Origin of the sequence: Yersinia sp. 1252 StPb PI (assembly GCF_048593885.1) — a bacterium.
Lineage (GTDB): Bacteria > Pseudomonadota > Gammaproteobacteria > Enterobacterales > Enterobacteriaceae > Yersinia > Yersinia enterocolitica_E.
The window spans coordinates 21,170-46,613 of sequence record NZ_JAZGQE010000016.1; the positions used below are offsets into that span (position 1 = coordinate 21,170).

The window sequence follows — 25,444 nt, forward strand, 5'->3', positions numbered from 1 at the left end:
TAATTTTCGCGCCAACCTTATAAACCAGAGGCAAAATGCTCGTAGTTGCAAAGCGGGCGTCACTATATATATCTCGATACCAAGATTCAACCACTAATACCCGCTGGGTATTAGGGTCTGGCGCGTTGCGTTTTCTGGTATAGCGACCTTTCTTGGTGGTAGCATAACACGAACTTATCCTGCCAACGATGACCAATACGCATGTCTATAGAGAATACATTACCAACTTACCAATCACTTGCCTTGGCGTTAAGCCAGCAAGCGGTAGCATTAACCCCCGCAGAAATGCATGGCCTGATCAGCGGCATGCTCTGTGGTGGCAGTAAAGACAATGGCTGGCGCACGCTGGTACATGACCTGACCAATGACGGCGTTGCCTTTTCACAAGCGTTGGGATTGCCGTTACAACAGTTACATGAAGCAACACAAGAAGCGCTGGAGAACGAAGGTTTTATGTTCCAGTTGCTTATCCCTGAAGGGGACGATATCTCGGTTTTTGACCGTGCTGACGCATTATCAGGTTGGGTCAACCATTTCCTGTTAGGTTTGGGTATGTTGCAACCGAAACTGGCGCAGGTGAAAGATGAAGTGGGTGAAGCCATTGATGATTTACGTAATATTGCCCAATTAGGCTATGACGAAGATGAAGATCAAGAAGAGCTGGCTCAATCATTAGAAGAAGTTATTGAGTATGTGCGTGTGGCCGCTATTTTGTGCCATATCGAATTTACTCAACAGAAGCCGACTGCACCAGAGATGCGTAAGCCAACACTACATTAAATGATATGGTGTAATATGTTGAATTAAGTCGATTAAATCGGACGTTCCAGGAGGGTGTGATGACTCAGCAAGAATACCAGAACCGCCGTCAGGCGCTGTTGGCGAAGATGGCCCCGGGCAGTGCAGCACTGTTTTTCGCCGCACCAGAGGCTACGCGCAGTGCGGATTCCGAATACCCTTATCGTCAGAATAGCGATTTTAGCTACCTGACGGGGTTCAATGAACCGGAGGCGGTGTTGATTCTGGTAAAAAGCGATGAGACCCATAACCATAGCGTGTTGTTTAACCGGGTGCGGGATTTAACCGCCGAGATCTGGTTTGGCCGCCGTTTAGGGCAAGATGCGGCCCCCCTCAAGTTAGGTGTTGACCGCGCATTACCCTTCGATGAAATCGACGAACAGCTCTATTTGTTGCTCAATCGCCTTGATGTGATTTATCACGCGCAGGGGCAATATGCTTATGCAGATAAAATTGTTTTTGCCGCGCTGGAAAGATTACGTAACGGTTTTCGTAAAAATTTACGTGCACCGGCCACGCTAACTGACTGGCGTCCATGGTTGCATGAAATGCGCCTGTTTAAGTCAGCTGAAGAAATTGCTGTGATGCGCCGCGCCGGTGAAATCAGTGCGCTAGCCCATACTCGCGCGATGGAAAAATGTCGCCCAGGTATGTTTGAGTATCAGTTGGAAGGGGAGATTCTGCATGAGTTCACCCGCCATGGCGCGCGTTACCCGGCATATAACACTATCGTTGGCGGTGGTGAGAATGGCTGCATTCTGCATTACACCGAAAATGAGAGTGAATTGCGGGATGGTGAGCTAGTGCTGATTGATGCAGGTTGTGAATACCGTGGCTATGCCGGTGACATCACCCGCACCTTCCCGGTTAACGGCAAATTCACGCCAGCGCAACGCGAGATTTATGACATCGTTCTGGCCTCGATTAATCAATCATTAGAATTGTTCCGCCCGGGTACCAGTATCCGCGAAGTCACCGAGCAGGTGGCGCGCATTATGATTACGGGTCTGGTTGGTTTGGGCATTCTAACAGGTGATATCGAGCAATTGATCGCTGAAAAAGCGCATCGCCCCTTCTTTATGCATGGTTTGAGCCACTGGTTAGGGTTGGATGTGCATGATGTCGGTGATTATACCAATAGTGACCGTGGCCGCATTTTGGAACCGGGAATGGTGTTGACCATTGAACCGGGTCTCTATATCGCCCCAGATGCTGATGTACCGCCAGAATACCGTGGTATTGGTATTCGTATCGAAGATGACATTGTGATTACCGCTGACGGCAATGAAAATCTGACCGCCAGTGTGGTGAAAGATCCCGATGCCATTGAAGCCCTGATGGCGGCAGCGAGATAACTGATGAGCGTAATCATTGTTGGTGGTGGTATGGCCGGAGCAACTCTGGCGCTGGCTATTTCATCCCTCACCAAAGGGCGGGTGCCGGTTGCTTTGGTTGAGGCACAACTTCCCGATAGCAAGCAGCATCCGGGGTTTGATGCCAGAGCAATTGCCTTGGCACAAGGCACCTGCCAACAACTGGAGCGCATTGGTATCTGGGCGCATCTGGTTGATTGTGCCACCGCCATTGAACATGTTCATGTTAGTGATAGCGGTCATTCGGGCTTTGTTAACTTACGCGCCGCTGATTATGGTGTTGCGGCACTGGGTAATGTTATTGAGCTACATGATGCCGGTAAAAGGCTGTTTGCCTTATTGCAGAAAGCGCCGGGAGTGACGCTGCATTGCCCGGCTAAAGTGGTGGATGTGGTTCGTACAGTTGCATCAGCTGGTGTGACGCTGGATAACGGCCAACAACTGAGTGCAAAGCTGCTAGTGGCAGCCGACGGATCTCATTCGGCACTGGCGCGGGCTTGTAATATTCAGTGGCAGCAGCAGGACTATCAACAGATCGCCGTGATTGCCAATATTACGACTTCCGAACTACCTGCAGGTCGGGCTTTTGAGCGTTTTACCCGCAATGGGCCGTTGGCATTATTACCGATGTCTGAAGGGCGTAGCTCGCTGGTCTGGTGTCACGCTAAACACGAAAAGCAGCAGGTCGATAGTTGGGATGACGCCCGTTTTATGGCGCAATTGCAGCAAGCTTTTGGTTGGCGGTTGGGTAAAATTCTCCATGCGGGTAAGCGCTACAGCTACCCGCTGCAATTATTGACGGCTTCGCGCCATATCAGTCACCGTCTGGCGTTAGTGGGTAATGCGGCGCAAACACTGCATCCCATTGCCGGGCAGGGTTTCAATCTAGGGCTGCGTGATGTGATGTCGCTGGCTGAAACTATCGCGCAGGCGGGGGGAGACCCCGGTGAGTATGCGGTGCTTAGCCAATATCAACAGCGGCGGCAAGGGGATCAACAGGCGACTATTGGTGTCACTGATGGTTTAATTCGTCTGTTTGCCAATCGCTATGGGCCACTGGTGGTTGGGCGTAACCTTGCTCTGATGTCAATGGAACTGATGCCTGCAATACGTGATACTTTCGCCCGGCAGACATTGGGATGGGTAGAGCGTTAATTTTACCCGTCATCTTTCACGTTGCAGGTGTGTGGGCTGCGACTGATGTAAGCTCATCGGAATTAATGAGTCCCATCCTTGAGGCTCACCCTACGGGTTAGCATAAATGCTATTCAAATCGATTCCCGACCGATTTGTATCTCGCTTGCCGCCTTCCTGCATCGAGAAATTTATAGGGTAAATAAAGTTCATATTTTCATGGGATATATCTCGGTATGCAATCATATGACGTGGTAATCGCCGGTGGCGGAATGGTCGGTCTGGCGCTGGCCTGTGGCTTACAGGGCAGTGGCTTGCGCATCGCTATTCTGGAGCATCAGCCCGCACCAGAACCTCTCACTGCACCGTTGACTGATGAGTTGGCGCTACGTGTCTCGGCGATCAATGCTGCCAGTGAGCGCTTATTGAAAAAAATAGGGGTATGGGACAGCATTTTGGCGCTACGGGCCAGCCCTTATAGCGGCATGGAAGTGTGGGACCAAGACAGTTTTGGCAAAATAGCGTTTCATGCTGATGAATATGGCTTCAGCCATCTCGGTCATATCATTGAGAACCGGGTGATTCAGCAGGCGCTATGGCAACGTGCCAGCCAATTAGCTGAGATTACGCTGTTGGCACCGGCCAGCCTCAAACAGGTGGCATGGGGTGAAAGCGAAGCTTTTATCACGCTAACTGATGACCGTATGCTCAGTGCGCGGCTGGTGGTTGGGGCCGATGGCGCTAACTCATGGTTGCGCCAGCATGCGGATATCCCGCTGACTTTTTGGGACTATGCCCACCATGCGCTGGTAGCGACCATTCGCACGGAAGAAGCACATCAGGCAACGGCGCGTCAGGTATTTCATGGTGATGGTATTCTGGCTTTCCTGCCGTTTAGCTCCCCACACTTGAGTTCGATAGTCTGGTCACTTCCTCCTGAGCGTGCTGCCGAGTTAGCTGCGCTACCCGCCGAGCAATTCAACCGCGAACTGGGCATGGCGTTTGATATGCGTTTGGGGCAATGCCAGCTTGAGAGTGAGCGCCAGACCTTCCCGCTGATGGGGCGCTATGCACGTAGCTTCGCGGCACACCGGTTGGCGCTGGTGGGGGATGCTGCCCATACTGTGCATCCGTTGGCCGGGCAGGGCGTCAATCTGGGCTTTATGGATGCCGCTGAGTTAGTCTCTGAGCTGCGCCGTTTACAGCGCCAAGGCAAAGATATCGGTCAGCATCTCTATCTGCGGCGTTATGAACGTCGCCGCAAGCACAGTGCTGCGGTGATGCTTGCCAGTATGCAGGGTTTCCGCTCCCTGTTTGCGGGCAGTAACCCTGCCAAAAAGCTCCTGCGTGATATTGGCTTAACGCTGGCTGATAACTTGCCGGGGGTAAAACCACCGTTAGTGCGGCAGGCCATGGGATTACATGATTTACCCGATTGGCTAGATGAGTAGTTTTGTGAGTCACTAAACCCCCCTCAGTTGAAATAATCTAATTTCAGCCCTATTTTCGCATTAGTTTTTCTCACTGATAACCAAAGCCTGAAAAGTTGAAACTGACAGGTTTTGGTTATTTGGTTATATAACATCGCAATTTTTACTGATTAATTGTTAATAATGTGCCTCTGTGCGCATTTTTCAGTGGAAAACTCTGCACAATACCCCTGCCTTTTGTCCTCTTAGGGCGTGCTATTGCCTATTTTAGCTTATGGTTACCTGATGAGTTCGGTGATAACGTTGGGCAAAAGGTATCGTTTGCGTAGACCCGTCATACTTCACGTTGCATGTGTGTTGGCTGCCTTCGTTCACCCCAGTCACTTACTGATGTAAGCTCCTGGGGATTCACTTAGTTGCCGCCTTCCTGCAACCCGAATTATCTAGGGTATATGCCTGTTTATGGTAAGTCAGAGTACCAGACACTCATGGCATGAAACTGTTTGAGGGAGAGTAGATGTCTAAGCAGACCCCGCTGTATGATCAGCACGTAGCGTGCGGTGCGCGCATGGTAGATTTTCATGGCTGGATGATGCCATTGCATTATGGTTCCCAAATCGACGAGCACCATATCGTGCGTCAAGATGCCGGTATGTTCGATGTCTCTCATATGACTATCGTTGATCTGCACGGTGCCCGTACCCGTGAGTTCCTGCGTTACCTGTTAGCCAACGACGTTGCCAAACTAACCCAACCGGGCAAAGCCCTTTACACCGGGATGCTGAATGCGTCCGGCGGTGTTATCGATGACTTGATTGTCTATTTCCTGCAAGAAGACTATTTCCGCTTAGTGGTTAACTCCGCTACCCGTGACAAAGATCTGGCCTGGATAATCCAGCATGCTGAACCTTACCAGGTTGAAGTGACGGTGCGTGACGATCTTGCCCTGGTGGCGGTACAAGGCCCAACGGCTCAACAGAAAGTGGCTACTTTACTGACTCCTGAGCAGCAGCAGGCGATCGCGGGCATGAAACCATTCTTTGGTATTCAAACGGGTGATTTCTTTATCGCGACTACCGGTTATACCGGTGAATCAGGGTATGAAATCGCACTACCAAAAGAGCAAGTTGTTGAATTTTGGCAGCAACTGCTCGCCGCTGGGGTGAAGCCTGCGGGTCTTGGTGCGCGTGATACTTTGCGTCTGGAAGCGGGTATGAACCTTTACGGCCAGGAAATGGATGAAGGTGTTTCTCCATTAGCCGCCAATATGGGCTGGACGATAGCCTGGTTGCCAGAAGACCGCCAGTTTATCGGCCGCGAAGCACTGGAAAAGCAACGTGCGGACGGCACTGAGCAACTGGTCGGCTTGATCATGACCGAAAAAGGCGTATTACGTAATGAGTTGCCGGTGCATTTTTCTGATGCGCTGGGTAACTCACATGTCGGTGTGATAACCAGTGGTTCATTCTCGCCTACATTGGGGTTCAGCATTGCGCTGGCCCGTGTGCCTGCGGGAATTGGTGAGAGTGCGGTGGTTCAAATCCGCAACCGTGAAATGCCAGTGCGGGTCACAAAACCTGGTTTTGTGCGGGCGGGTAAACCGGTCGCGCTGTAAGTCTTCCGAATTATAAGAGCCTAAACTTTTGGCTCTATCTCTTTTTAAGGAGCAGCAATGAGCAATGTACCAGCAGAGTTAAAATATGCGTCATCTCATGAGTGGGTTCGTGCCGATGGCGATGGCATCTATAGCATCGGTATCACTGAGCATGCGCAAGAGCTACTGGGCGACATGGTGTTTGTTGATTTGCCTGAAGTGGGCAGTGAAGTTTCAGCTGGCAGTGACTGTGCTGTTGCCGAATCAGTTAAAGCGGCTTCCGACATTTATGCCCCGATCAGCGGCGAAATTGTTGCGGTTAATACTGAGCTGGAAAGCTCACCAGAGCTGGTCAACAGCGCACCTTATACCGATGGTTGGCTGTTCAGCATCAAAGCCTCTGATGAAGGTGAGCTGGCAGGCTTGTTAGATGCCGAGGCTTATCTGGCGACCATTGAAGAATAAATGAAAAAAAGCCTGAGGTGAGTGAAGTGCAATGAGCTAAGGGTTGACCACGTCTACGGGCGCTCCGGTGGCTTACGCCACTACAACCCGAACGACGTGTTTCCCCTTAGTTCGGCTTTGTGAGTATTTCTAAAACCTCTCCAAGGCGCGGTTAATCTCAAATATCTCCCGTCCCATGCCCTATTCAGGAATGTGTAGCAAATGACTCAGAATCTCAGCCAGCTTGAACATAACGATGCTTTTATTCAGCGCCATATCGGCTCCTCTGCTGAACAACAGCAACAGATGTTGGCCGCCATTGGTGCCAACTCGTTAAGTACATTGATCCAGCAGATTGTTCCGGCAGATATCCAATTGCCAAGCCCACCACAAGTGGGTGATGCTGTCACTGAACACCAGGCGCTGGCGGAACTTAAAGGGATTGCCAGCCAGAATCAGCGCTATAAATCCTACATCGGCATGGGCTACAGCCCGGTACTGACCCCGCCGGTTATCCTGCGTAATATGCTGGAGAACCCAGGCTGGTACACCGCCTACACACCTTATCAACCAGAAGTTTCTCAGGGCCGCCTTGAAGCACTGTTGAATTTCCAGCAATTGACACAAGACCTGACGGGTTTAGATCTGGCTTCTGCCTCTTTGCTGGATGAGGCTACTGCTGCGGCAGAATCGATGGCATTAGCCAAGCGAGCCAGTAAGCTGAAGGACGCAAATCGCTTCTTTGTGGCTGATGATGTTCATCCACAAACGCTGGATGTGGTGCGAACTCGCGCGGAAACTTTTGGTTTTGAAGTGATTGTCGACCGTGCTGAAAAAGTGCTGGAGCTGGATGGTGTTTTTGGTGTGTTGCTGCAACAAGTAGGCACCACCGGTGAACTGCATGACTACAGCGCGCTGCTGTCTGAACTGAAAAAACGTAAAATCATTACCAGCGTGGCTGCCGATATTATGGCGCTGGTGCTGTTGACTGCGCCGGGTAAACAAGGTGCCGATGTGGTATTTGGCTCCGCCCAGCGCTTTGGTGTGCCGATGGGATATGGCGGCCCACATGCTGCATTCTTTGCCTGCCGTGACGAATTTAAACGCTCGATGCCGGGCCGCATTATTGGGGTATCACGCGACGCTGCCGGTAATACTGCGTTGCGTATGGCGATGCAGACCCGTGAGCAACATATTCGCCGCGAGAAAGCTAACTCCAACATTTGTACCTCACAGGTGCTACTGGCCAATATTGCCAGCCTGTATGCGGTTTATCATGGCCCGCAGGGCTTGCAGCGTATCGCTGGCCGTATTCACCGGATGACCGATATTCTGGCTGCGGGTTTGCAACAAGCAGGCCTGAGTCTCCGTTTCCAGCACTGGTTCGATACCCTGACAGTTGAAGTCAAAGACAAAGCTACGGTATTGGCTCGTGCATTGAGTTTTGGTATTAACCTGCGCACTGACATTCATGGCGCTGTGGGTATCACGCTGGATGAAACCACCTCCCGCGAAGATATTCAGACCCTTTTTGCCCTGTTAGCCGGTGATAGCCACGGCCTGGATATTGACCAGCTTGATGCTAAAGTCAGCCAGAGCAGCCAGTCGATACAGGCTACGATGCTGCGCCAAGAGCCGATTCTGACCCATCCGGTATTCAATCGTTACCACAGCGAAACCGAAATGATGCGTTATATGCATCGTTTAGAGCGCAAAGATTTGGCGCTGAATCAGGCGATGATCCCGTTGGGATCTTGTACCATGAAGTTGAACGCTGCCGCCGAGATGATCCCGATTACCTGGCCGGAATTCGCTGAGTTACACCCATTCTGCCCGCCGGAGCAAGCGGCCGGTTATCAGCAGATGATTGGTCAACTGTCACAATGGTTGGTGCAACTGACGGGTTATGACGCCGTGTGTATGCAACCAAACTCAGGTGCGCAGGGAGAGTATGCCGGTTTGCTGGCTATCCGCCGTTACCACGAAAGTCGCAATCAGGCGAGTCGCCATATCTGCTTAATACCAAGCTCAGCCCACGGCACTAACCCCGCGTCAGCACAAATGGCCGGTATGTCGGTGGTGGTGGTGGCCTGTGATAAGCAAGGCAATATCGATTTACATGACTTGCGCCAAAAGGCAGAAGAAGCGGGTGATGAGTTGTCTTGCATTATGGTGACCTACCCGTCAACCCACGGCGTGTATGAAGAAACCATCCGTGAGGTTTGCCAAATCGTTCATCAGTTTGGCGGGCAAGTTTATCTGGATGGCGCGAACATGAATGCGCAGGTTGGCATCACAACGCCGGGTTATATCGGGGCTGATGTATCGCATCTTAACTTGCACAAAACTTTCTGTATCCCACATGGCGGTGGCGGTCCAGGCATGGGGCCAATTGGCGTCAAAGCCCATTTGGCACCTTTTGTACCCGGTCACAGTGTGGTGCAAATCGACGGTATGACCACTCAGCAAGGTGCCGTTTCAGCCGCGCCATTTGGTAGTGCATCAATTTTACCTATCAGTTGGATGTATATCCGCATGATGGGCGCTGATGGCTTGAAGCAAGCCAGTCAGGTGGCTATTTTGAATGCCAACTACATCGCTACCCGCCTCAAAGCCGCCTATCCGGTGTTGTATACCGGTCACGATGGCCGTGTGGCACATGAGTGTATTCTGGATATTCGTCCGCTAAAAGAGGCGACCGGTATCAGTGAAATGGATATCGCTAAACGACTGATTGATTTCGGTTTTCATGCGCCGACCATGTCGTTCCCGGTTGCCGGAACACTGATGGTGGAGCCGACAGAATCAGAAAGCAAAGTGGAACTGGACCGCTTTATCGATGCGATGTTAGCGATTCGTAGCGAGATTGACAAAGTGGCCCAAGGCGAATGGCCGCTGGAAGACAACCCGCTGGTGAATGCGCCTCATACTCAGGCGGAGCTGGTGGGGGACTGGCAGCACCCTTACAGCCGTGAACTGGCTGTGTTCCCGGTTGCAGGTGTGATGGAGAACAAATACTGGCCAGCGGTGAAACGTTTGGATGATGTGTACGGCGACCGTAATCTGTTCTGCTCATGTGTCCCTATTGCTGATTATGAGTAATTTAAAATAGAGATAAGTTGTGGATGAATCTGAGGGTCGCGTATGCGGCCCTTTTGCTATGTTGATTATCTCGCCAGTATTGGCATGCTAGTTTGGGAACTCTTTATCGCAGCATAGGGAACCGGGATATGAATAAGAAAGTTGCATTAGTGACGGGCGGCAGCCGGGGAATTGGTCGTGCGACCGCATTGCTGTTGGCAAAACATGGTTATCGGGTGGCGGTCAATTATATCAATGACCAGCAAGCTGCGCGGCAGGTGGTGGCGGAGATAGCGGCTGCGGGAGGGTTGGCGATTGCGTTACAGGCGGATATTGCTGATGAATCACAGGTTGTGGCGCTGTTTGAACAACTTGAGGCGCAACTGGGGCCAATCAGTGCATTAGTGAATAATGCCGGTATTCTGTTCCCTCAAACCAGTATTGAAGGCTTGACCGCCGAACGTATTAACCGAGTGCTAACGACCAATGTGACAGGGTATTTCTTATGCAGTCGCGAGGCGGTTAAACGCATGGCTCTGCGCCATGGTGGCAATGGTGGGGCAATTGTTAATGTTTCTTCTGCCGCGTCACGCCTTGGTGCGCCGGGGGAATATTTGGATTATGCAGCCTCCAAAGGGGCTATTGATACACTGACCATCGGTTTGTCGCTGGAGGTGGCGGCTGAGGGGATTAGGGTTAACGGGGTACGGCCAGGTGTTATCTATACCGATATCCATGCCAGTGGTGGTGAACCGGGGCGGGTTGACCGGATCCAAGGCTTGTTACCCATGAAGCGGGGTGGTCACCCACATGAAGTTGCTGAGGCGATTGTTTGGTTGCTGTCAGACTGTGCCTCTTATGTCACCGGCAGTGTATTGGACCTGGCGGGCGGAAAATAAAACAGATGCGGTTTGCCAGTCGATTGACATAGCTGGCCTAACCGCATGTACTTCAACATGATTATTTCAGCCAGCCCTTTTGCTGCGCAGCCTGTAACTGGGGCAGTAAATATTGCCAGATCTGAGGATAGCGCTCAGCGACTCGTTGGTTTCGATCCAGCACTTGTTGCAAACGGATACCATTTTCTATCCAGCTTTGCCCTTCGGTATGCAGGTTAATCAGCATTGGCAAAATGCGGTCCAGCACGGTCGCAAAGCACGCATCGGCGGTTTCTTCTGCTTCATATTCGTCCCACAGCGCGGTAAATTGCGCGTTTAAAGCGGGAGGGAGCATACCGAATAACCGTTTAGCCGCGGCCACTTCTTGTTCATGAATGGCGGCTCTGGCGGCCAAATCATAAACGATGACATCACCGGCATCGATTTCAACAATATCGTGCAGCAGTGCCATTTGAATTACGCGGTTGATATCAACATCCGGGCCTGCATAGGGGGCCAGACTCATTGCTGCCACCGCAAAATGCCAACTGTGCTCAGCGGAGTTTTCCTGCCGTAAGCTGGCAATCACTTTGGTGCGGCGCTGTATATCTTTTAGCTTATCAACTTCCATCAGAAACTGGACCGTCTCGGTCAGGGGGCCAAAATCCAGAACTGGCAGTGTTAATGACATAACAAACAACCCTCAAATCAGATAAAGATAGACCGGTAATACGTTACCTGATTATCTGCAATTACTCTGTTCTTTTTGCTTCATCTGGCAATAGACATGGTGAGTTACATGTATTGACAGAATATTTAAGCTTACACGTGTACACTGGAATCATTCTCAGTTAACCTGAGTGCAGTATATTTGCGCAATTGGCTACCTACTGTGCCGCTCATCGGGATTGATTACCTTGCAGCCTGACTGCAACGCCAATGTCTTTGGGTATACAACAGCTAATATTCAGGATAATAAGTATTGAATAATAAATCAGTTACACCCTCTGCTACTGTTACTCCACCTACTTCTGCGGCCCCATCGATATTGTCACCGGCCACAACGACCCCAGCCTATCCATGGGCAGAAGAGATAGCTAACAGCATTAGCCATGGTATTGGTGTGGTGTTTGGAATTATCGGGCTGGTGTTGCTTTTGGTGCAGGCAGTAGACAGTGGTGCTGATACCAAAGCGCTAACCAGCTATAGCTTGTATGGCGGCAGTATCATTTTGCTTTTTCTGGCATCAACACTGTATCACGCCGTGCCACACCGTAAGGCGAAGCTCTGGCTACAGAAGTTTGACCACTGTGCCATTTATATTTTGATTGCCGGCACTTATACCCCCTTTCTGCTGGTGGGATTGGATTCGCCACTGGCCAGAGGATTAATGGCGGTCATTTGGGGGTTGGCGCTGTTCGGTGTGATATTTAAGCTGGCTTTTGCTCATCGATTTGAGGTGTTGTCGCTCGTGACTTACCTGACGATGGGCTGGTTATCACTGATTGTGATTTATCAGCTGGCGGTGAAACTTGAAATTGGCGGGTTGGCATTACTGACTATTGGCGGCTTGCTTTACACTTTAGGGGTGGTTTTCTACGCCTCTAAGCGTATCCGCTTCGGTCATGCTATCTGGCATGGTTTTGTGTTGGGTGGCAGTGTCTGCCACTTTATGGCGATCTATTTGTACGTTTGATGTTTTAGCCACATGCATAAATTGAGGCCGGATAACCGGCCTCTGGTTCGAGTAAGACTACTTCTCATCACTCAGTGAGTAGGGCAACGGCTGAATAGTCAGCACACTGCCAACATCATCGCGCACCCGTAGCACACTGTCTGCCGCCAGATCGTTGTTCAACACCGCCTGCACCCACACAGTGCCATCACTGAGTTGAATCGCGGCTAACACGGAACCGGTACGACGCCAGTTCTCACCTAATTGCCACTCTAAATCTTCACCGGCTGCCGGTACACGGCTGGCAGCACCCGCTAACCAGTACAGCGCGCGTTTGTTGGCTCCGCGGTATTTGGCTCTGGCCACCATCTCCTGCCCGGTGTAACAACCTTTACTGAAGCTAATGCCATTCAACGCCTGAATATTGGTGGCTTGAGGAATAAACTGCGCGCTGCTGTCAGTATCAATAATTGGCAAGCCTGCTTCAATATCCAGCGCCAGCCACTGTTTACTGTTGTTAAACTGCGCGCGGTCGGCCAGTGTTTCTACTAGTTGCTGGGCTTGCGCGGCATCAGTTACCAGCAAAAAACGCTCGGCGGGGAGTGAGAAATGCAACAGTGTGCTATTACCTTGCTGGGTCACCGGATGCTCGGCACTCGGTAATTCGGCAAAAACCTCAGCCAGCGCACTTTTAGCCTCTGCCCCTGCAATGCCTAACAGAACGGCATCAGGCTGTGCAGCAATCGCCACTTTAGAGAACACGGCATATTTCTTGAGTTCGCTTAACTGGTTATCCAGCAGGCTGCGGCGCTCAATAAATGCCAACCCCTCGCCACGATAAAATAGCCGCAGGTTGCTCCACATTTTCCCTTTAGCATCACAATGGGCGCACAGGATATGCTGGTCGGTGGGCAGAGCATCGATATCCGCAGTAACTTGCCCTTGCAGATATTTTACTCGGTCAGCGCCGGTTAAGGTAACGAGCGCCCAGTCATCGAGCGAGATGAGTGTTAATGGCAGCCCGGAAGAGGCGACCGGTGGTTGTGCAGAGAACGGAGTGTTATGTGCCATGCTTACCTGCAAATGAAAAGTATCTGCCAATGAATAGCACCTGCCAAGGCGGTGCCGTGAGCTTATGTCCCAATGGTAAAATAGCGGAGTAGCTTTGCAAGCAGTTATTCCACGGATTGGTCATTATTATCCAATATCTAAATTAACCGACATCTGAGGTACAATGACCGCAGATTCTGCAACAGCATGTTAAAGGTGTTTGAAAAAACAGCATTTGCTGAGCATTTAGCATCTTAAAATGACAATTCAACGGTGATAATCTTCCCGTTGGATGTATCAAATTGTTACTCTAGCAACGCACCGAATCAGGCGCTTATTGGCGGCCGGGTTCGGATAATATCCTTCACTGAGGAGTCAATCAGGACATGGAAATCGATAATAAAGCCCGTATTCACTGGGCGTGCCGTCGTGGTATGCGTGAACTTGATATCTCTATCATGCCGTTTTTTGAACATGAGTATGATGGCTTGAGTAATAACGAGAAGCAGGCATTTATTCGCTTACTTGAGTGCGATGACCCAGACTTATTCAACTGGCTGATGAATCACGGGGAGCCGCAGGATAGCGAGCTGCGTCAGATGGTCAAACTGATTCAAACACGAAATAAAGCCCGTGGCCCAGTGGCGATGTGATTTGCGGGTATCCTGGCACACTCAACTCTTCTCTTTATTGTCTCATGGTGTTTTAGTGATACTCACCTTGGTTGCGCCTTGGCCTCAAGGGTATACCGCATTGTGGTTGGTATTGCTGACGCTGGTGGTGTTTGAGTGTATCCGCAGCCAGAAAAATATTACGTCCTGTCAAGGCGAGATCCGGTTAAAACCCGGCAACCTGGTACTATGGAAAAGGCTCGAATGGATCGTGGCCAAACAGCCATGGATTACCCGTTATGGCGTGTTATTAAATCTACAGCAGTCGAGCAGCCGTTCAGCCCGTAAGCGGTTGTGGCTGGCCGCCGACAGTATGTCAGAAGATGAGTGGCGGCAATTATGTCAGCTATTGCGGCATTCATTTGGCTCAGATGAGGGGATGAATCAATGAAACCCTTAATCTGGCTGGTAGAGGATGAACCAAGTATCGCTGATACGCTGATTTATACCTTAGAAAGCGAAGGTTTTACCCTCCGGTGGTTTGACCGGGGGGAACCGGCGCTGGCAGCACTGGCGGATGGCCCGCCCGCTTTAGCGATAGTGGATGTTGGCTTACCTGATATCAATGGTTTTGACCTGTGCCGCCGTCTATTGGCGCGCGAACCCACGCTGCCGGTGGTATTTCTTACCGCCCGTAGTGAAGAGCTGGATCGCATAGTCGGGCTGGAAATTGGTGCCGATGATTATATTGCTAAGCCCTTCTCACCCCGTGAAGTGAGTGCCCGCGTGCGCACGGTATTGCGGCGCTTACAAAAATCACAAATTCTGGCCGCCTCTGCTATGGTGCATCAATTCGGTGATTTCACCCTGGATGAGGCCGGCGCGCGGGTGACCTATCATCAGCAGCCTCTCTGGCTCACCCGCTATGAATATCTGTTACTGAAAACCTTATTACTGGCCCCAGAGCGCATATTTTCACGTCAGCAACTGATGGATATCGTTTGGGCACAGGCAGAAGAGAGTCAGGACCGTACTGTCGATACCCACATTAAAACCCTGCGCTCAAAATTGCGTATGGCTTACGATGAGGAGTCACCAATCCGCACTCATCGTGGGTTGGGCTATAGTCTGAGTTACCGATGATGAGTTGTCAGCTATGAAGAGTCAGCGATGAAAATCGGCGTGCGCTTACTGCTAGGTTACTTTCTGATAGTGGCCATTGCCGGTTATTTTGTTATTCGTATTTTCGTACAAGAGGTGAAACCTGGCGTCCGGCGCGCCACCGAAGGCACATTAGTGGATACCGCCACACTACTGGCACAGTTTGCCCGGCAAGATATGCTGCTGGATAACGTTGCCAGTGGTCAATTGGCACAAGCGTTTGCTTCGCTAAATTTGCGGCCAATAGGTGCCAATATTGAAGGTATTCGCAAGGATCGTAACGAATATCGCGTTTATCTGACGGATGCCGACGGGCGGGTGATTTTTGATTCATCGGGTAAAGCGGTAGGGCAAGATTATTCGCGCTGGAATGATGTTTGGCTGACGCTACGTGGTGAATATGGCGCACGCAGCACCCGTACCAATCCCGCAGATGAACAAAGTTCGGTAATGTATGTGGCGGCACCGGTCATTGCTGAAAACAAAATCATCGGGGTGCTCAGTGTGGGTAAACCCAATATTTCCATGGCGCCCGTTATCAAACGCAGTGAGCGTAAGATCTTGTTGGCTGGTGGTGTCTTGCTCGGTATTGCTCTGTTGATTGGCTTGGGCTTCGTATGGTGGATAAACCGCGCTATCGGCAAATTAGTAGATTACGCTGAACGGGTGGCCGAGGGGCAGGTTGTGGCGCTGCCAGCGATCGGCAGTAGCGAGTTGAATGATTTGGCCCGCGCACTGGAAAGTATGCGTCTTAAATTGGATGGCAAAGCCTACATCGAACAATATGTTCACACCATGACTCATGAGCTGAAAAGCCCATTAGCCGCCATTACCGGTGCAGCTGAACTGCTACGTGAGTCGCCCCCGCCAGCCACCGCCCAGCGGTTTATTGTTAATATTGAGCAGCAAAGTGCACGCATCCGGCAACTGGTAGATAAAATGTTGGTGCAGGCACGGCTCGAGAGTCGGGTTGATTTACAGTTTTCTCCATTGGATATCAGTCACATACTCAAACAAACCTTCAGTGCGAAAGAGGCACAGGCTGTCAGCCGAGGTATTTACCTGCAACTGAAAAGCGCCGATAGCGCAATATTAACCGGGGATGGGTTATTACTCAGTCAGGCGCTGACCAATCTGATTGATAATGCACTGGATTTCACACCTTCAGGCGGGGCTGTGATACTCAGTGGCGAGCGGCATGAGGGGGAGTATCTGATAACGGTTGAAGATAATGGCAGCGGTATTCCTGATTACGCTCAAGAGAAGATTTTCGACCGTTTTTATTCATTACCAAGGGCCGATAGCCCGAAAAGTACTGGGTTGGGGCTGAATTTTGTGCGCGAGGTGGTCGCTATTCATCGCGGGCAGATTTCGCTGGAAAACCGCTTGCCACAAGGGGTGAGTGCCTATTTAACGCTGCCGCTGGATGCCACATGATTGGCTGACTTCACCTTCACTTCACATAGCCTCATTCTGCTTTCACTTCACTGACTTAAGCTGCTCTCCTGACCTTAAAAGGAGCGCAAGTCATGTTCAAGTCCGTACTGTTTTGGAAAATAGCCACATTGCTGGGCTTAATTCTATTGATGATGATCCCGAAAGAGATGTTACTGAACGTTATCTCTGAACGCAGTGGTTATCGGCAAAGTGTTATCGATAAAGTCAGTGACAGCACCAGCCGATCACAGAAGATCCTTGGCCCGCTAATTGTGGTGCCTTATAGCGAATGGGTAGAAAGCGAAGTTGATGGCAAGAAAAAGAGAGAGTGGATTAATCGCAGTCGCTACATACTGCCGGAGGTCATGACCGTTAGCGGTGCGCCGGATGTTGATGTGCGGCGATTGGGTATTTATAAAGCGCAAGTCTATCAGGGGGCGCTTAATTTCAACGCACAATTTGACGCTACGGCATTGGACGACTTGATACATGACGGCGTCACTATTGGCAGACCGTCACTGGTGGTGGCGCTGAGCGATTCGCGGGGTATACAGCAAATTTCGCCACTCACGGTGGGCAGCCAAAAAATTAACTTCGAACCCGGTGCTTTCCTGGGGCGGACTGCGCAAGGTGTTCATGCAGAGCTTTCATTGGCGCAGATTCAACAGAAAAAATTTGATATTAGCTTTACATTGACGCTGACTGGCACCAATAGCCTGTCGGTAGTCCCTATCGGGCGTAGCAGTGAGCTAACCTTACAAAGCAATTGGCCGCATCCTAATTTTGTCGGCGAGTTTTTACCGTTGCAGCGCAAGGTGGACGAAAAAGGTTTTCGTGCCCACTGGAGCACTAACTGGCTGGCCAACAACATAAATATCAACTTTGCGGGTGATGACCCACATGTCGACTTCAATGAGTTACCCGCTTTTAGCACCAGCTTGATTGAACCGGTCGATCACTACCAGTTAACCGAACGAGCCATTAAGTATGCCATTCTGTTTATTGGCCTCACTTTCTTCAGCTTCTTCCTGTTTGAAAGACTGACCTCACTGCGTGTGCATCCAATTCAATATCTGCTGGTGGGGGCCGCTCTGGTGCTGTTCTACCTAATGTTGCTGGCGTTCTCTGAACATCTTGGCTTCACGCTGGCTTATACTATCGCCAGTTTGAGTTGCAGCTTGTTGATCGCAATCTACCTGAGTGCGGTGCTGGGCGGGTGGCGGCGAGGCGGATTGTTTGCTGGTGGTTTATTGTTGTTGTACGGGGTTTTGTTTGGCTTGCTGCAATCGGAAGACCATGCATTGTTACTCGGCGCAGGGCTGCTGTTTATTATTCTGGCCGCAGTGATGGTGTTAACCCGGCGTTTAGACTGGTATCAAGTGGCTAACCCACAGCTATTGACCGGGCAGAAATCGACCGAAGCCAATACCGATAAGACGGTGAATAAACCGCTAGCAGTAGAGGGCAGCAGTACCGACGCGTTTCGCTTATGGGATTGATGTAACGCAAGGGATACAGAAGCGGGCACATTAGGTGCCCGTTTGGCTGACTACAGTAGCGCGTCCATCTCTAAGAGAATTTGATCACACCATTGCTCGATGCGCTCTTCGCTCAAATCGTATTGATTGACCTCATCCAATGCTAAACCAACAAAGTGTTTACCATCGGCGCTGAGTGGTTTTGGGCTAGTAAATTCAAACCCTTCCGTCGGCCAAAAACCGATAAACTCCACTCCCAGTGGGGCGATATGATCGTGCAGCATACCAAGGGCATCCAGGAACCATTCGCTATATCCGAATTGATCGCCCATGCCATACATGGCGACAATCTTTCCCTTCAGATTAAGCTGCGTTAACTGTGGCCAGATGGCTTCCCAGTCTTCCTGTAATTCGCCGAAATCCCAGGTAGGGATACCTAAAATCAGGATGGAATAGGCTTCCATTAACTGGGGACTGGCATCCTTTAGGTTGTGCAAATCAACCAAATCTTCGCCAAGAATATCGCGTATTTTTTCTGCCACCATTTCGGTATAGCAGGTGCTGGAGCCGTAAAAGAGACCAATCTTCATGATGTATAGCCATAGCATTACTAATAAGGAATAGCATCGAGTGTACCAGATTTGTCTCGTCATCAGGCATAATGGCGCTTGAGTTCAATCAAAGAGAGAAACAACAATGCAACAGCAAAATAACCCGCTGATTGAACAGTTTCTAGATGCCTTATGGCTGGAAAGAAACCTGGCTGAGAATACACTGGCGTCATATCGTCTGGATTTACATGCATTAACCGGATGGTTAGAACATCACGGCAGTGATTTATTGCGTGCAGGTTCGCAGGACTTGCAATCCTTTCTTGCTGAGCGCATTGAAGGCGGCTATAAAGCGACCAGTTCGGCACGCTTACTCAGTGCGATGCGTCGTCTGTTCCAATATTTATACCGCGAAAAGCTGCGTGAAGATGATCCGACGGCTCTGCTCTCATCACCTAAATTGCCGCAACGCTTACCTAAAGATTTAAGTGAGGCACAGGTTGATAGGCTGCTCAACTCACCCAATGTTGATATCCCGCTAGAATTGCGCGATAAAGCCATGCTGGAAGTGCTTTATGCCACGGGCTTGCGGGTATCGGAGCTGGTCGGGTTGACCATCAGTGATGTCAGCCTGCGTCAGGGTGTGGTGCGGGTTATTGGTAAAGGAAATAAAGAGCGGCTGGTGCCATTGGGCGAAGAAGCGGTGTACTGGATTGAAAACTACATGGAGCATGGGCGTCCATGGTTGATTAATGGCCAGTCACTAGATGTGCTGTTCCCCAGCAATCGTAGCCAGCAAATGACCCGACAGACTTTCTGGCATCGCATCAAACACTATGCGATCCTTGCAGGTATTGATAGTGAACGGCTTTCACCCCATGTATTACGGCACGCTTTTGCCACGCACCTACTGAATCACGGTGCTGACCTGCGTGTGGTACAAATGTTACTGGGCCACAGCGATTTGTCGACAACCCAGATTTATACTCATGTAGCTACGGAACGTTTGAAACAGCTACATCAACAGCATCATCCACGTGCATGATTGTTTTGTAGAAAAACGATGTTGTGTGGAAAGAGATAGGATTCATAAATGAGAAAAAGTTTATTGTTATTGCCGGTGTTCATCGCCGCATTCGCCGGCCCGGTTAACGCTGATGATGCCGCTATCCAACAGACGCTAAAAAAATTAGATATTCAGCAAGCTGATGTCCAGCCTTCGCCGATCCCAGGTTTGAGCACGGTGATGACCGAAAACGGTGTGCTTTATATCTCAGCTGACGGTCAGCATCTGTTGCAAGGGCCACTGTATGATGTGAGCGGTAGCCAGCCAGTCAATGTGACCAATCAGATGTTGGTGAAAAAACTTGAAGCATTAAGCAGTGAAATGATTGTGTATAAAGCACCGCAGGAAAAACATGTTGTTACGGTGTTTACCGATATCACCTGTGGTTACTGCCATAAGTTGCATGAGCAGATGAAAGACTATAACGCGCTGGGCATTACTGTGCGTTATCTGGCGTTCCCACGTCAGGGCTTAAGCTCTCAGGCAGAAAAAGATATGCGATCCATCTGGTGTATGGCTGATCGTAATAAAGCGTTCGATGAAGCAATGAAAGGTACCGAGATATCACCGGCTACCTGTAAAACAGACATTAGCAAGCATTACCAGCTCGGCGTACAGTTTGGTATTCAGGGCACGCCTGCGATTGTGCTGCAAAACGGCACTATCGTTCCCGGTTATCTGGAGCCGAAAGAGATGTTGGCAATGCTGAATAAGCATCAGGCTTCCTTAAAAGCGGCGGGTTAATCACCCGTGACACTCAAAACTCAACTTCGTCGTCGTGAGGCGGCGGATGACAGCCATTTACCGGCGCAATTGCATCCGTTGCTGCGCCGCCTCTATGCCAGTCGTGGGGTTAAAACTGCGACAGAACTGGAACGAGGCGTAAAAGGTCTATTGCCCTGGCAGCAACTCGATGGCATTGATGCCGGGGTTACCCTGTTACAGCAAGCACTGGCTGACAAACGGCGTATCGTGATTGTCGGCGATTTTGATGCCGATGGTGCCACCAGCACTGCACTGGCAGTACTGGCTTTGCGCAGCATGGGTGGCAGTAATGTTGATTACCTGGTACCCAATCGTTTTGACGATGGCTACGGGCTTAGCCCGGAAGTGGTTGAACAGGTCGCTGCCCGTGGTGCGGAATTGATCGTCACGGTTGATAACGGTATTTCTTCTCATGCCGGGGTGGATTTGGCCCATGCCTTGGGCATTCAGGTGCTGGTTACCGACCACCATCTGCCGGGTGAAACCTTGCCAGCGGCTGAAGCTATCATTAATCCGAATCTGGTTGGTTGTGATTTTCTCTCCAAATCACTGGCTGGGGTGGGTGTTACCTTCTATCTGATGTTGGCATTGCGCGCCCGTTTGCGAGAGAGCGGTTGGTTTGATCAACGAGCTTTAGCCGTGCCCAATCTGGCTGAACTATTGGATTTAGTGGCGCTGGGGACGGTGGCGGATGTGGTGCCACTGGATGCCAATAATCGGATTCTGGTCCATCAGGGATTAAGCCGTATTCGTGCGGGGAAATGCCGTCCAGGGGTCCGTGCACTATTGGAAGTCGCCAACCGTGATGCCCGTCAATTGGCTGCCAACGATCTCGGCTTCTCCCTTGGCCCACGGCTTAATGCTGCCGGTCGTCTCGATGACATGTCTATTGGGGTTGCACTTCTTCTCACTGACGATATCGCTCAGGCCAGAGCTTTAGCAATCGATTTGGATGCCCTTAATCAGGCGCGCCGAGAGATAGAGCAGGGGATGCAGGTTGAGGCGCTGCAACTGTGCGACCAACTGGAACGTACCAGCACGGCATTGCCCTACGGCATTGCGATGTACCATCCTGAATGGCATCAGGGTGTGGTAGGGATTTTAGCCTCGCGCATCAAAGAACGTTTTCATCGGCCTGTCATTGCTTTTGCCCCAGCGGGTGAGGGATTACTGAAGGGGTCGGGGCGCAGTGTGGCTGGGTTACATATGCGCGATGCTCTTGAGCGGCTGGATACATTGAACCCAGGATTGATGCTGAAGTTTGGCGGCCATGCAATGGCGGCAGGATTATCATTGGAACAAGATAAATTCGATGAGTTCCGTCAGCGTTTTGCCGATTTAGTCGGTGAATGGATGGATGCCTCACAATTGGAAGGCGTTATTTGGTCTGATGGTGAACTGAAAGGCAACGAATTATCGCTGGAAACGGCTGAGTTGTTGCGTGATGGTGGCCCCTGGGGACAGTCTTTCCCAGAACCGACATTTGATGGCAAATTCCGTATTTTGCAGCAACGGCTGGTGGGGGAGCGTCATCTAAAACTGATGATTGAGCCGCTGAATGGCGGGCCGCTACTCGATGGTATTGCGTTTAATATCGATACCACCTTATGGCCGGACAGCAGTGTGCGTGAGGTTAAGCTGGCTTACAAACTCGATATCAATGAATATCGCGGTAATCGTAGTGTTCAGTTGTTGGTCCAGCATTTGTGGCCTTATTAGGCAACATTCCAATGAAGCCCGATGAGCTGGCTCAGGCCAGTGATTCGGGTGAATAAGTCGCGTTAACGCCACTGTGATTTCAAGTAAGCAGGAAATATAGTCAACGAGCTATAAACCGCCGAACAGATCCGTTAGAATTACCAATTCTGTGCCCTAAATAATTCAAGTTGCAGGAAGGCGGCAACTGAGTAAATTCTGATGAGTTGACGTCAGTCAATGATCCGGGTGAACGAAGACAGCCAACACTCATGCAGCTTGAAGTATGACGGGTATAATGACATTCCGTCATCTACGACTCAACGTAAGACTCAAAACCATGTTTGAAATAAACCCGGTAAAAAACCGAATTCAGGACCTGTCTGATCGGACAGACGTTCTCAGGGGGTATCTTTGACTATGATGCCAAGAAAGAACGACTGGAAGAAGTAAACGCCGAGCTGGAACAGCCCGACGTCTGGAATGAACCTGAGCGTGCGCAAGCGCTGGGTAAAGAGCGTTCTGCGCTGGAAGAGATTGTCTCGACCATTGATCAATTGGATCAAGGTATGGAAGACGTTTCCGGCTTACTGGAATTGGCGATTGAAGCTGACGATGAAGAGACTTTTAACGAAGCCATTGCCGAGTTAGAGATCCTTGACGGCAAGCTGGGCCAGCTCGAATTCCGCCGCATGTTTTCTGGTGAATATGATAGCGCCAACTGCTACCTGGATTTACAAGCGGGTTCTGGCGGTACAGAAGCCCAGGACTGGGCCAGCATGCTGCTGCGTATGTACCTGCGCTGGGCTGAATCAAAAGGCTTCAAAACTGAAATCATCGAAGAATCTGATGGTGATGTTGCAGGCCTGAAGTCTGCCACCATTAAGATCATCGGCGATTACGCCTTTGGCTGGTTACGTACTGAAACTGGCGTTCATCGCCTGGTTCGTAAAAGCCCGTTTGACTCCGGTGGCCGTCGTCATACCTCTTTCAGTTCTGCTTTTGTCTATCCAGAAGTTGATGACGATATTGATATCGAAATCAACCCGGCAGATCTGCGTATTGACGTTTACCGCGCATCCGGTGCGGGTGGTCAGCACGTCAACAAAACGGAATCTGCGGTACGTATTACCCACCTTCCGACCAATATCGTGACTCAGTGCCAGAATGACCGTTCTCAGCATAAGAACAAAGATCAAGCGATGAAGCAGTTGAAGGCGAAGCTGTATGAGTTTGAGATGCAAAAGAAAAATGCTGATAAACAGGTTCTGGAAGACAACAAGTCTGATATCGGTTGGGGTAGCCAGATCCGTTCTTATGTACTGGATGACTCCCGTATCAAAGATTTGCGTACCGGCGTGGAAACACGTAACACGCAAGCGGTACTGGATGGTGATCTGGACAAATTCATTGAAGCAAGTTTGAAAGCCGGGCTATGAGGAACTGAGATGTCAGAGCAAAAACCACAAGTCGCTGAGCAAGCGCAAGAACCAGAACTCAATAGTGAGTTACAAGCTCGTCGGGAAAAGCTGGCCTTGCTGCGGGAAAAGGGAATTGCGTTCCCTAATGATTTCCGTCGTGAGCACCTCTCTGACCAGCTACATGCTGAGTACGGCAGTAAAGAGAATGAAGAGTTAGAAGCACTGAATATCGAAGTCACTGTTGCTGGCCGTATGATGACTCGCCGTATTATGGGTAAAGCATCATTCGTCACACTACAAGATGTCGGTGGCCGTATTCAGTTGTACGTTTCCCGCGATGATCTGCCGGAAGGCGTTTATAACGAAGAATTCAAAAAGTGGGATCTGGGCGATATTCTGGGTGCTCGTGGCAAGCTGTTTAAAACTAAAACCGGTGAGCTATCTATCCACTGTAGCGAATTGCGCCTGTTGACTAAAGCGCTGCGTCCGCTGCCGGATAAATTCCACGGCTTGGCTGATCAGGAAACCCGTTACCGTCAGCGTTATTTGGATCTGATCGCTAACGACGAATCTCGCCATACTTTCAAAGTTCGTTCGCAAGTGATGTCTGGTATTCGTAGTTTCATGGTGGAAAAAGGCTTCATGGAAGTCGAAACCCCTATGATGCAAGTGATCCCAGGTGGTGCTTCAGCGCGTCCGTTTGTGACTCATCACAATGCGCTGGATATCGATATGTACTTGCGCATCGCGCCAGAACTGTATCTGAAACGCCTGGTTGTTGGTGGTTTTGAACGTGTATTCGAAATCAACCGTAACTTCCGTAATGAGGGCGTTTCCCCACGTCATAACCCAGAGTTCACCATGATGGAACTCTATATGGCGTATGCGGATTACAAAGATCTGATCGTGCTGACTGAAGAGCTGTTCCGCACTCTGACTGAAACCGTATTGGGTAGCAGTGTGGTGCAGTATGGTGAGCAGACATTCGATTTCGGTAAGCCTTTTGCCAAACTGACCATGAAAGAAGCCATTTGCAAATATCGCCCTGAAACCAATGTGGCAGATTTGGACGATATGGACAAAGCTTTGGCTATCGCCGAGTCATTAGGTATTAAAGTTGAGAAGAGCTGGGGCTTGGGCCGCGTTCAATGCGAGATCTTCGAGGAGACCGCAGAGAGCCACCTGATTCAGCCTACTTTCATTACTGAATATCCAGCAGAGGTTTCTCCGCTGGCACGTCGTAATGATGATAATCCGTTTATCACTGACCGCTTTGAGTTCTTTATCGGTGGCCGTGAGATTGGTAACGGTTTCTCAGAGTTGAATGACGCTGAAGATCAGGCTCAGCGTTTTGCTGATCAGGTTAGTGCTAAAGAAGCTGGCGATGATGAAGCGATGTTCTACGATGAAGACTACGTCACCGCGCTGGAACATGGTTTGCCGCCAACTGCTGGTTTGGGCATCGGCATCGACCGTATGGTGATGTTGTTTACCAACAGCCACACCATCCGTGACGTTATCCTGTTCCCAGCGATGCGTCCGGTTAAATAAGTTTATTGTGGTAGCGGTAATCTATAAGGGTGCTACGGCACCCTTTTTACTAAGCAAAAACCGCCATAGTTATACTTGGTTTAATCTAATCGCTTAAAATACCGGCGCTTAGACCATATCTTCGCTTGCCCACGAGAAAGAACCGGTTATAATGCAAACCGCACACCGAAGCGGGTGTAGTTCAATGGTAGAACGAGAGCTTCCCAAGCTCTATACGAGGGTTCGATTCCCTTCACCCGCTCCAATCTCCT

Annotated in this window: 22 protein-coding genes and 1 tRNA gene; 20 read left to right on the forward strand and 3 right to left on the reverse strand. The window is 50.4% G+C overall.

The genetic code is table 11. From position 1 onward, the window contains the following. Positions 1 to 201: 201 nt before the first annotated feature. The 8 genes from V2A85_RS04455 to V2A85_RS04490 all read left to right on the forward strand — a co-directional run bounded on the left by V2A85_RS04455 (position 202) and on the right by V2A85_RS04490 (position 10,753). Positions 202 to 780 (forward strand): YecA family protein, encoded by a 579-nt coding sequence (locus V2A85_RS04455; RefSeq protein ID WP_372560648.1) that lies wholly within the window; start codon positions 202 to 204, stop codon positions 778 to 780. A 59-nt stretch (positions 781 to 839) separates the two neighbouring features. Further along, positions 840 to 2,153 (forward strand): Xaa-Pro aminopeptidase, encoded by a 1,314-nt coding sequence (pepP, locus tag V2A85_RS04460; protein WP_420070944.1) that lies wholly within the window; start codon positions 840 to 842, stop codon positions 2,151 to 2,153. A gap of 3 nt (positions 2,154 to 2,156) precedes the next feature. Beyond that, positions 2,157 to 3,326 carry a 2-octaprenyl-6-methoxyphenyl hydroxylase gene (gene ubiH, locus V2A85_RS04465; RefSeq protein ID WP_420070945.1) on the forward strand — a complete coding sequence of 390 codons (1,170 nt, stop codon included), beginning with the start codon at positions 2,157 to 2,159 and terminating at the stop codon, positions 3,324 to 3,326. Positions 3,327 to 3,541: 215 nt separating this feature from the next. Then, the gene (gene ubiI, locus V2A85_RS04470; RefSeq protein WP_420070946.1) at positions 3,542 to 4,756 is read left to right on the forward strand and encodes an FAD-dependent 2-octaprenylphenol hydroxylase; all 1,215 of its coding nucleotides are present in this window, start codon (positions 3,542 to 3,544) and stop codon (positions 4,754 to 4,756) included. Between the two features lie 496 nt (positions 4,757 to 5,252). Further along, a complete protein-coding gene (gcvT, locus tag V2A85_RS04475) occupies positions 5,253 to 6,350 on the forward strand; it encodes a glycine cleavage system aminomethyltransferase GcvT (protein WP_372560652.1) in 1,098 nt (365 codons plus the stop codon). Positions 6,351 to 6,407: 57 nt separating this feature from the next. Next, on the forward strand, positions 6,408 to 6,794 hold the full coding sequence (gcvH, locus tag V2A85_RS04480) for a glycine cleavage system protein GcvH (protein ID WP_005193111.1): 387 nt from the start codon (positions 6,408 to 6,410) through the stop codon (positions 6,792 to 6,794). Between the two features lie 201 nt (positions 6,795 to 6,995). Continuing rightward, the gene (gene gcvP / locus V2A85_RS04485) at positions 6,996 to 9,875 is read left to right on the forward strand and encodes an aminomethyl-transferring glycine dehydrogenase (RefSeq protein ID WP_420070947.1); all 2,880 of its coding nucleotides are present in this window, start codon (positions 6,996 to 6,998) and stop codon (positions 9,873 to 9,875) included. Positions 9,876 to 10,003: 128 nt separating this feature from the next. Then, complete coding sequence (locus V2A85_RS04490) at positions 10,004 to 10,753, forward strand: SDR family oxidoreductase (RefSeq protein ID WP_372560654.1); 750 nt, start codon at positions 10,004 to 10,006, stop codon at positions 10,751 to 10,753. A gap of 61 nt (positions 10,754 to 10,814) precedes the next feature. Here V2A85_RS04490 and V2A85_RS04495 read toward each other — a convergent pair whose 3' ends face one another. Next, positions 10,815 to 11,423: an HD domain-containing protein gene (locus tag V2A85_RS04495; RefSeq protein ID WP_083162753.1), complete on the reverse strand. Its 609-nt coding sequence runs from the start codon at positions 11,421 to 11,423 to the stop codon at positions 10,815 to 10,817. Between the two features lie 291 nt (positions 11,424 to 11,714). Between V2A85_RS04495 and trhA the strand changes: the two genes are divergently transcribed. After that, on the forward strand, positions 11,715 to 12,428 hold the full coding sequence (gene trhA / locus V2A85_RS04500; RefSeq protein WP_372569589.1) for a PAQR family membrane homeostasis protein TrhA: 714 nt from the start codon (positions 11,715 to 11,717) through the stop codon (positions 12,426 to 12,428). Between the two features lie 57 nt (positions 12,429 to 12,485). Here trhA and ygfZ read toward each other — a convergent pair whose 3' ends face one another. Beyond that, on the reverse strand, positions 12,486 to 13,478 hold the full coding sequence (gene ygfZ / locus V2A85_RS04505) for a tRNA-modifying protein YgfZ (protein WP_420070948.1): 993 nt from the start codon (positions 13,476 to 13,478) through the stop codon (positions 12,486 to 12,488). A 365-nt stretch (positions 13,479 to 13,843) separates the two neighbouring features. Between ygfZ and sdhE the strand changes: the two genes are divergently transcribed. The 5 genes from sdhE to creD all read left to right on the forward strand — a co-directional run bounded on the left by sdhE (position 13,844) and on the right by creD (position 18,165). Next, positions 13,844 to 14,110 (forward strand): FAD assembly factor SdhE, encoded by a 267-nt coding sequence (gene sdhE, locus V2A85_RS04510; RefSeq protein WP_083162755.1) that lies wholly within the window; start codon positions 13,844 to 13,846, stop codon positions 14,108 to 14,110. Next, entirely contained in the window at positions 14,091 to 14,519 is a 429-nt protein-coding gene (locus V2A85_RS04515) for a protein YgfX (RefSeq protein ID WP_083162757.1), read from the forward strand. Before sdhE ends, V2A85_RS04515 begins: the two co-directional genes overlap by 20 nt. Continuing rightward, positions 14,516 to 15,211, forward strand: coding sequence for a two-component system response regulator CreB (creB, locus tag V2A85_RS04520; protein WP_372560657.1), 696 nt, complete (start codon positions 14,516 to 14,518; stop codon positions 15,209 to 15,211). The genes V2A85_RS04515 and creB overlap by 4 nt, the downstream gene beginning before the upstream one ends. Before the next feature lie 27 nt (positions 15,212 to 15,238). Further along, complete coding sequence (gene creC, locus V2A85_RS04525; protein WP_420070949.1) at positions 15,239 to 16,666, forward strand: two-component system sensor histidine kinase CreC; 1,428 nt, start codon at positions 15,239 to 15,241, stop codon at positions 16,664 to 16,666. 92 nt (positions 16,667 to 16,758) lie between these two features. Continuing rightward, positions 16,759 to 18,165 carry a cell envelope integrity protein CreD gene (gene creD, locus V2A85_RS04530; RefSeq protein ID WP_420070950.1) on the forward strand — a complete coding sequence of 469 codons (1,407 nt, stop codon included), beginning with the start codon at positions 16,759 to 16,761 and terminating at the stop codon, positions 18,163 to 18,165. A gap of 50 nt (positions 18,166 to 18,215) precedes the next feature. Here the strand turns inward: creD and fldB are convergent, their stop codons facing one another. Further along, positions 18,216 to 18,734, reverse strand: a complete 519-nt coding sequence (gene fldB, locus V2A85_RS04535; protein ID WP_083162765.1) for a flavodoxin FldB — start codon at positions 18,732 to 18,734, stop codon at positions 18,216 to 18,218. A gap of 106 nt (positions 18,735 to 18,840) precedes the next feature. Here fldB and xerD point away from each other — a divergent pair, with 106 nt between their 5' ends. The 6 genes from xerD (at position 18,841) to V2A85_RS04565 (ending at position 25,437) form a co-directional block, all read left to right on the forward strand. Next, a complete protein-coding gene (gene xerD, locus V2A85_RS04540; RefSeq protein WP_005185989.1) occupies positions 18,841 to 19,740 on the forward strand; it encodes a site-specific tyrosine recombinase XerD in 900 nt (299 codons plus the stop codon). A gap of 48 nt (positions 19,741 to 19,788) precedes the next feature. Continuing rightward, a complete protein-coding gene (dsbC, locus tag V2A85_RS04545; protein ID WP_083162767.1) occupies positions 19,789 to 20,505 on the forward strand; it encodes a bifunctional protein-disulfide isomerase/oxidoreductase DsbC in 717 nt (238 codons plus the stop codon). 6 nt (positions 20,506 to 20,511) lie between these two features. Then, complete coding sequence (recJ, locus tag V2A85_RS04550) at positions 20,512 to 22,245, forward strand: single-stranded-DNA-specific exonuclease RecJ (RefSeq protein ID WP_420070951.1); 1,734 nt, start codon at positions 20,512 to 20,514, stop codon at positions 22,243 to 22,245. Between the two features lie 316 nt (positions 22,246 to 22,561). Next, positions 22,562 to 23,660 (forward strand): peptide chain release factor 2 gene (prfB, locus tag V2A85_RS04555; protein WP_102970535.1). Its coding sequence is split into 2 segments (ribosomal slippage): positions 22,562 to 22,636 and positions 22,638 to 23,660, totalling 1,098 coding nucleotides; the frame shifts between segments, so codons are not numbered across the junction. Between the two features lie 9 nt (positions 23,661 to 23,669). Next, positions 23,670 to 25,193, forward strand: coding sequence for a lysine--tRNA ligase (gene lysS / locus V2A85_RS04560; protein WP_083162773.1), 1,524 nt, complete (start codon positions 23,670 to 23,672; stop codon positions 25,191 to 25,193). 170 nt (positions 25,194 to 25,363) lie between these two features. Then, a tRNA-Gly gene (locus V2A85_RS04565) sits at positions 25,364 to 25,437 on the forward strand. Positions 25,438 to 25,444: the final 7 nt, after the last annotated feature.

Coding starts and splice junctions, on each gene's coding strand:
- creC (WP_420070949.1), top strand. CDS start 15,239: ATGAAAATCGGCGTGCGCTTACTGCTAGGTTACTTTCTGATAGTGGCC.
- fldB (WP_083162765.1), bottom strand. CDS start 18,734: ATGAAGATTGGTCTCTTTTACGGCTCCAGCACCTGCTATACCGAAATG.
- ygfZ (WP_420070948.1), bottom strand. CDS start 13,478: ATGGCACATAACACTCCGTTCTCTGCACAACCACCGGTCGCCTCTTCC.
- V2A85_RS04490 (WP_372560654.1), top strand. CDS start 10,004: ATGAATAAGAAAGTTGCATTAGTGACGGGCGGCAGCCGGGGAATTGGT.
- gcvH (WP_005193111.1), top strand. CDS start 6,408: ATGAGCAATGTACCAGCAGAGTTAAAATATGCGTCATCTCATGAGTGG.
- sdhE (WP_083162755.1), top strand. CDS start 13,844: ATGGAAATCGATAATAAAGCCCGTATTCACTGGGCGTGCCGTCGTGGT.
- V2A85_RS04455 (WP_372560648.1), top strand. CDS start 202: ATGTCTATAGAGAATACATTACCAACTTACCAATCACTTGCCTTGGCG.
- gcvT (WP_372560652.1), top strand. CDS start 5,253: ATGTCTAAGCAGACCCCGCTGTATGATCAGCACGTAGCGTGCGGTGCG.
- creD (WP_420070950.1), top strand. CDS start 16,759: ATGTTCAAGTCCGTACTGTTTTGGAAAATAGCCACATTGCTGGGCTTA.
- pepP (WP_420070944.1), top strand. CDS start 840: ATGACTCAGCAAGAATACCAGAACCGCCGTCAGGCGCTGTTGGCGAAG.
- dsbC (WP_083162767.1), top strand. CDS start 19,789: ATGAGAAAAAGTTTATTGTTATTGCCGGTGTTCATCGCCGCATTCGCC.
- creB (WP_372560657.1), top strand. CDS start 14,516: ATGAAACCCTTAATCTGGCTGGTAGAGGATGAACCAAGTATCGCTGAT.
- ubiI (WP_420070946.1), top strand. CDS start 3,542: ATGCAATCATATGACGTGGTAATCGCCGGTGGCGGAATGGTCGGTCTG.
- ubiH (WP_420070945.1), top strand. CDS start 2,157: ATGAGCGTAATCATTGTTGGTGGTGGTATGGCCGGAGCAACTCTGGCG.
- V2A85_RS04495 (WP_083162753.1), bottom strand. CDS start 11,423: ATGTCATTAACACTGCCAGTTCTGGATTTTGGCCCCCTGACCGAGACG.
- gcvP (WP_420070947.1), top strand. CDS start 6,996: ATGACTCAGAATCTCAGCCAGCTTGAACATAACGATGCTTTTATTCAG.
- xerD (WP_005185989.1), top strand. CDS start 18,841: ATGCAACAGCAAAATAACCCGCTGATTGAACAGTTTCTAGATGCCTTA.
- lysS (WP_083162773.1), top strand. CDS start 23,670: ATGTCAGAGCAAAAACCACAAGTCGCTGAGCAAGCGCAAGAACCAGAA.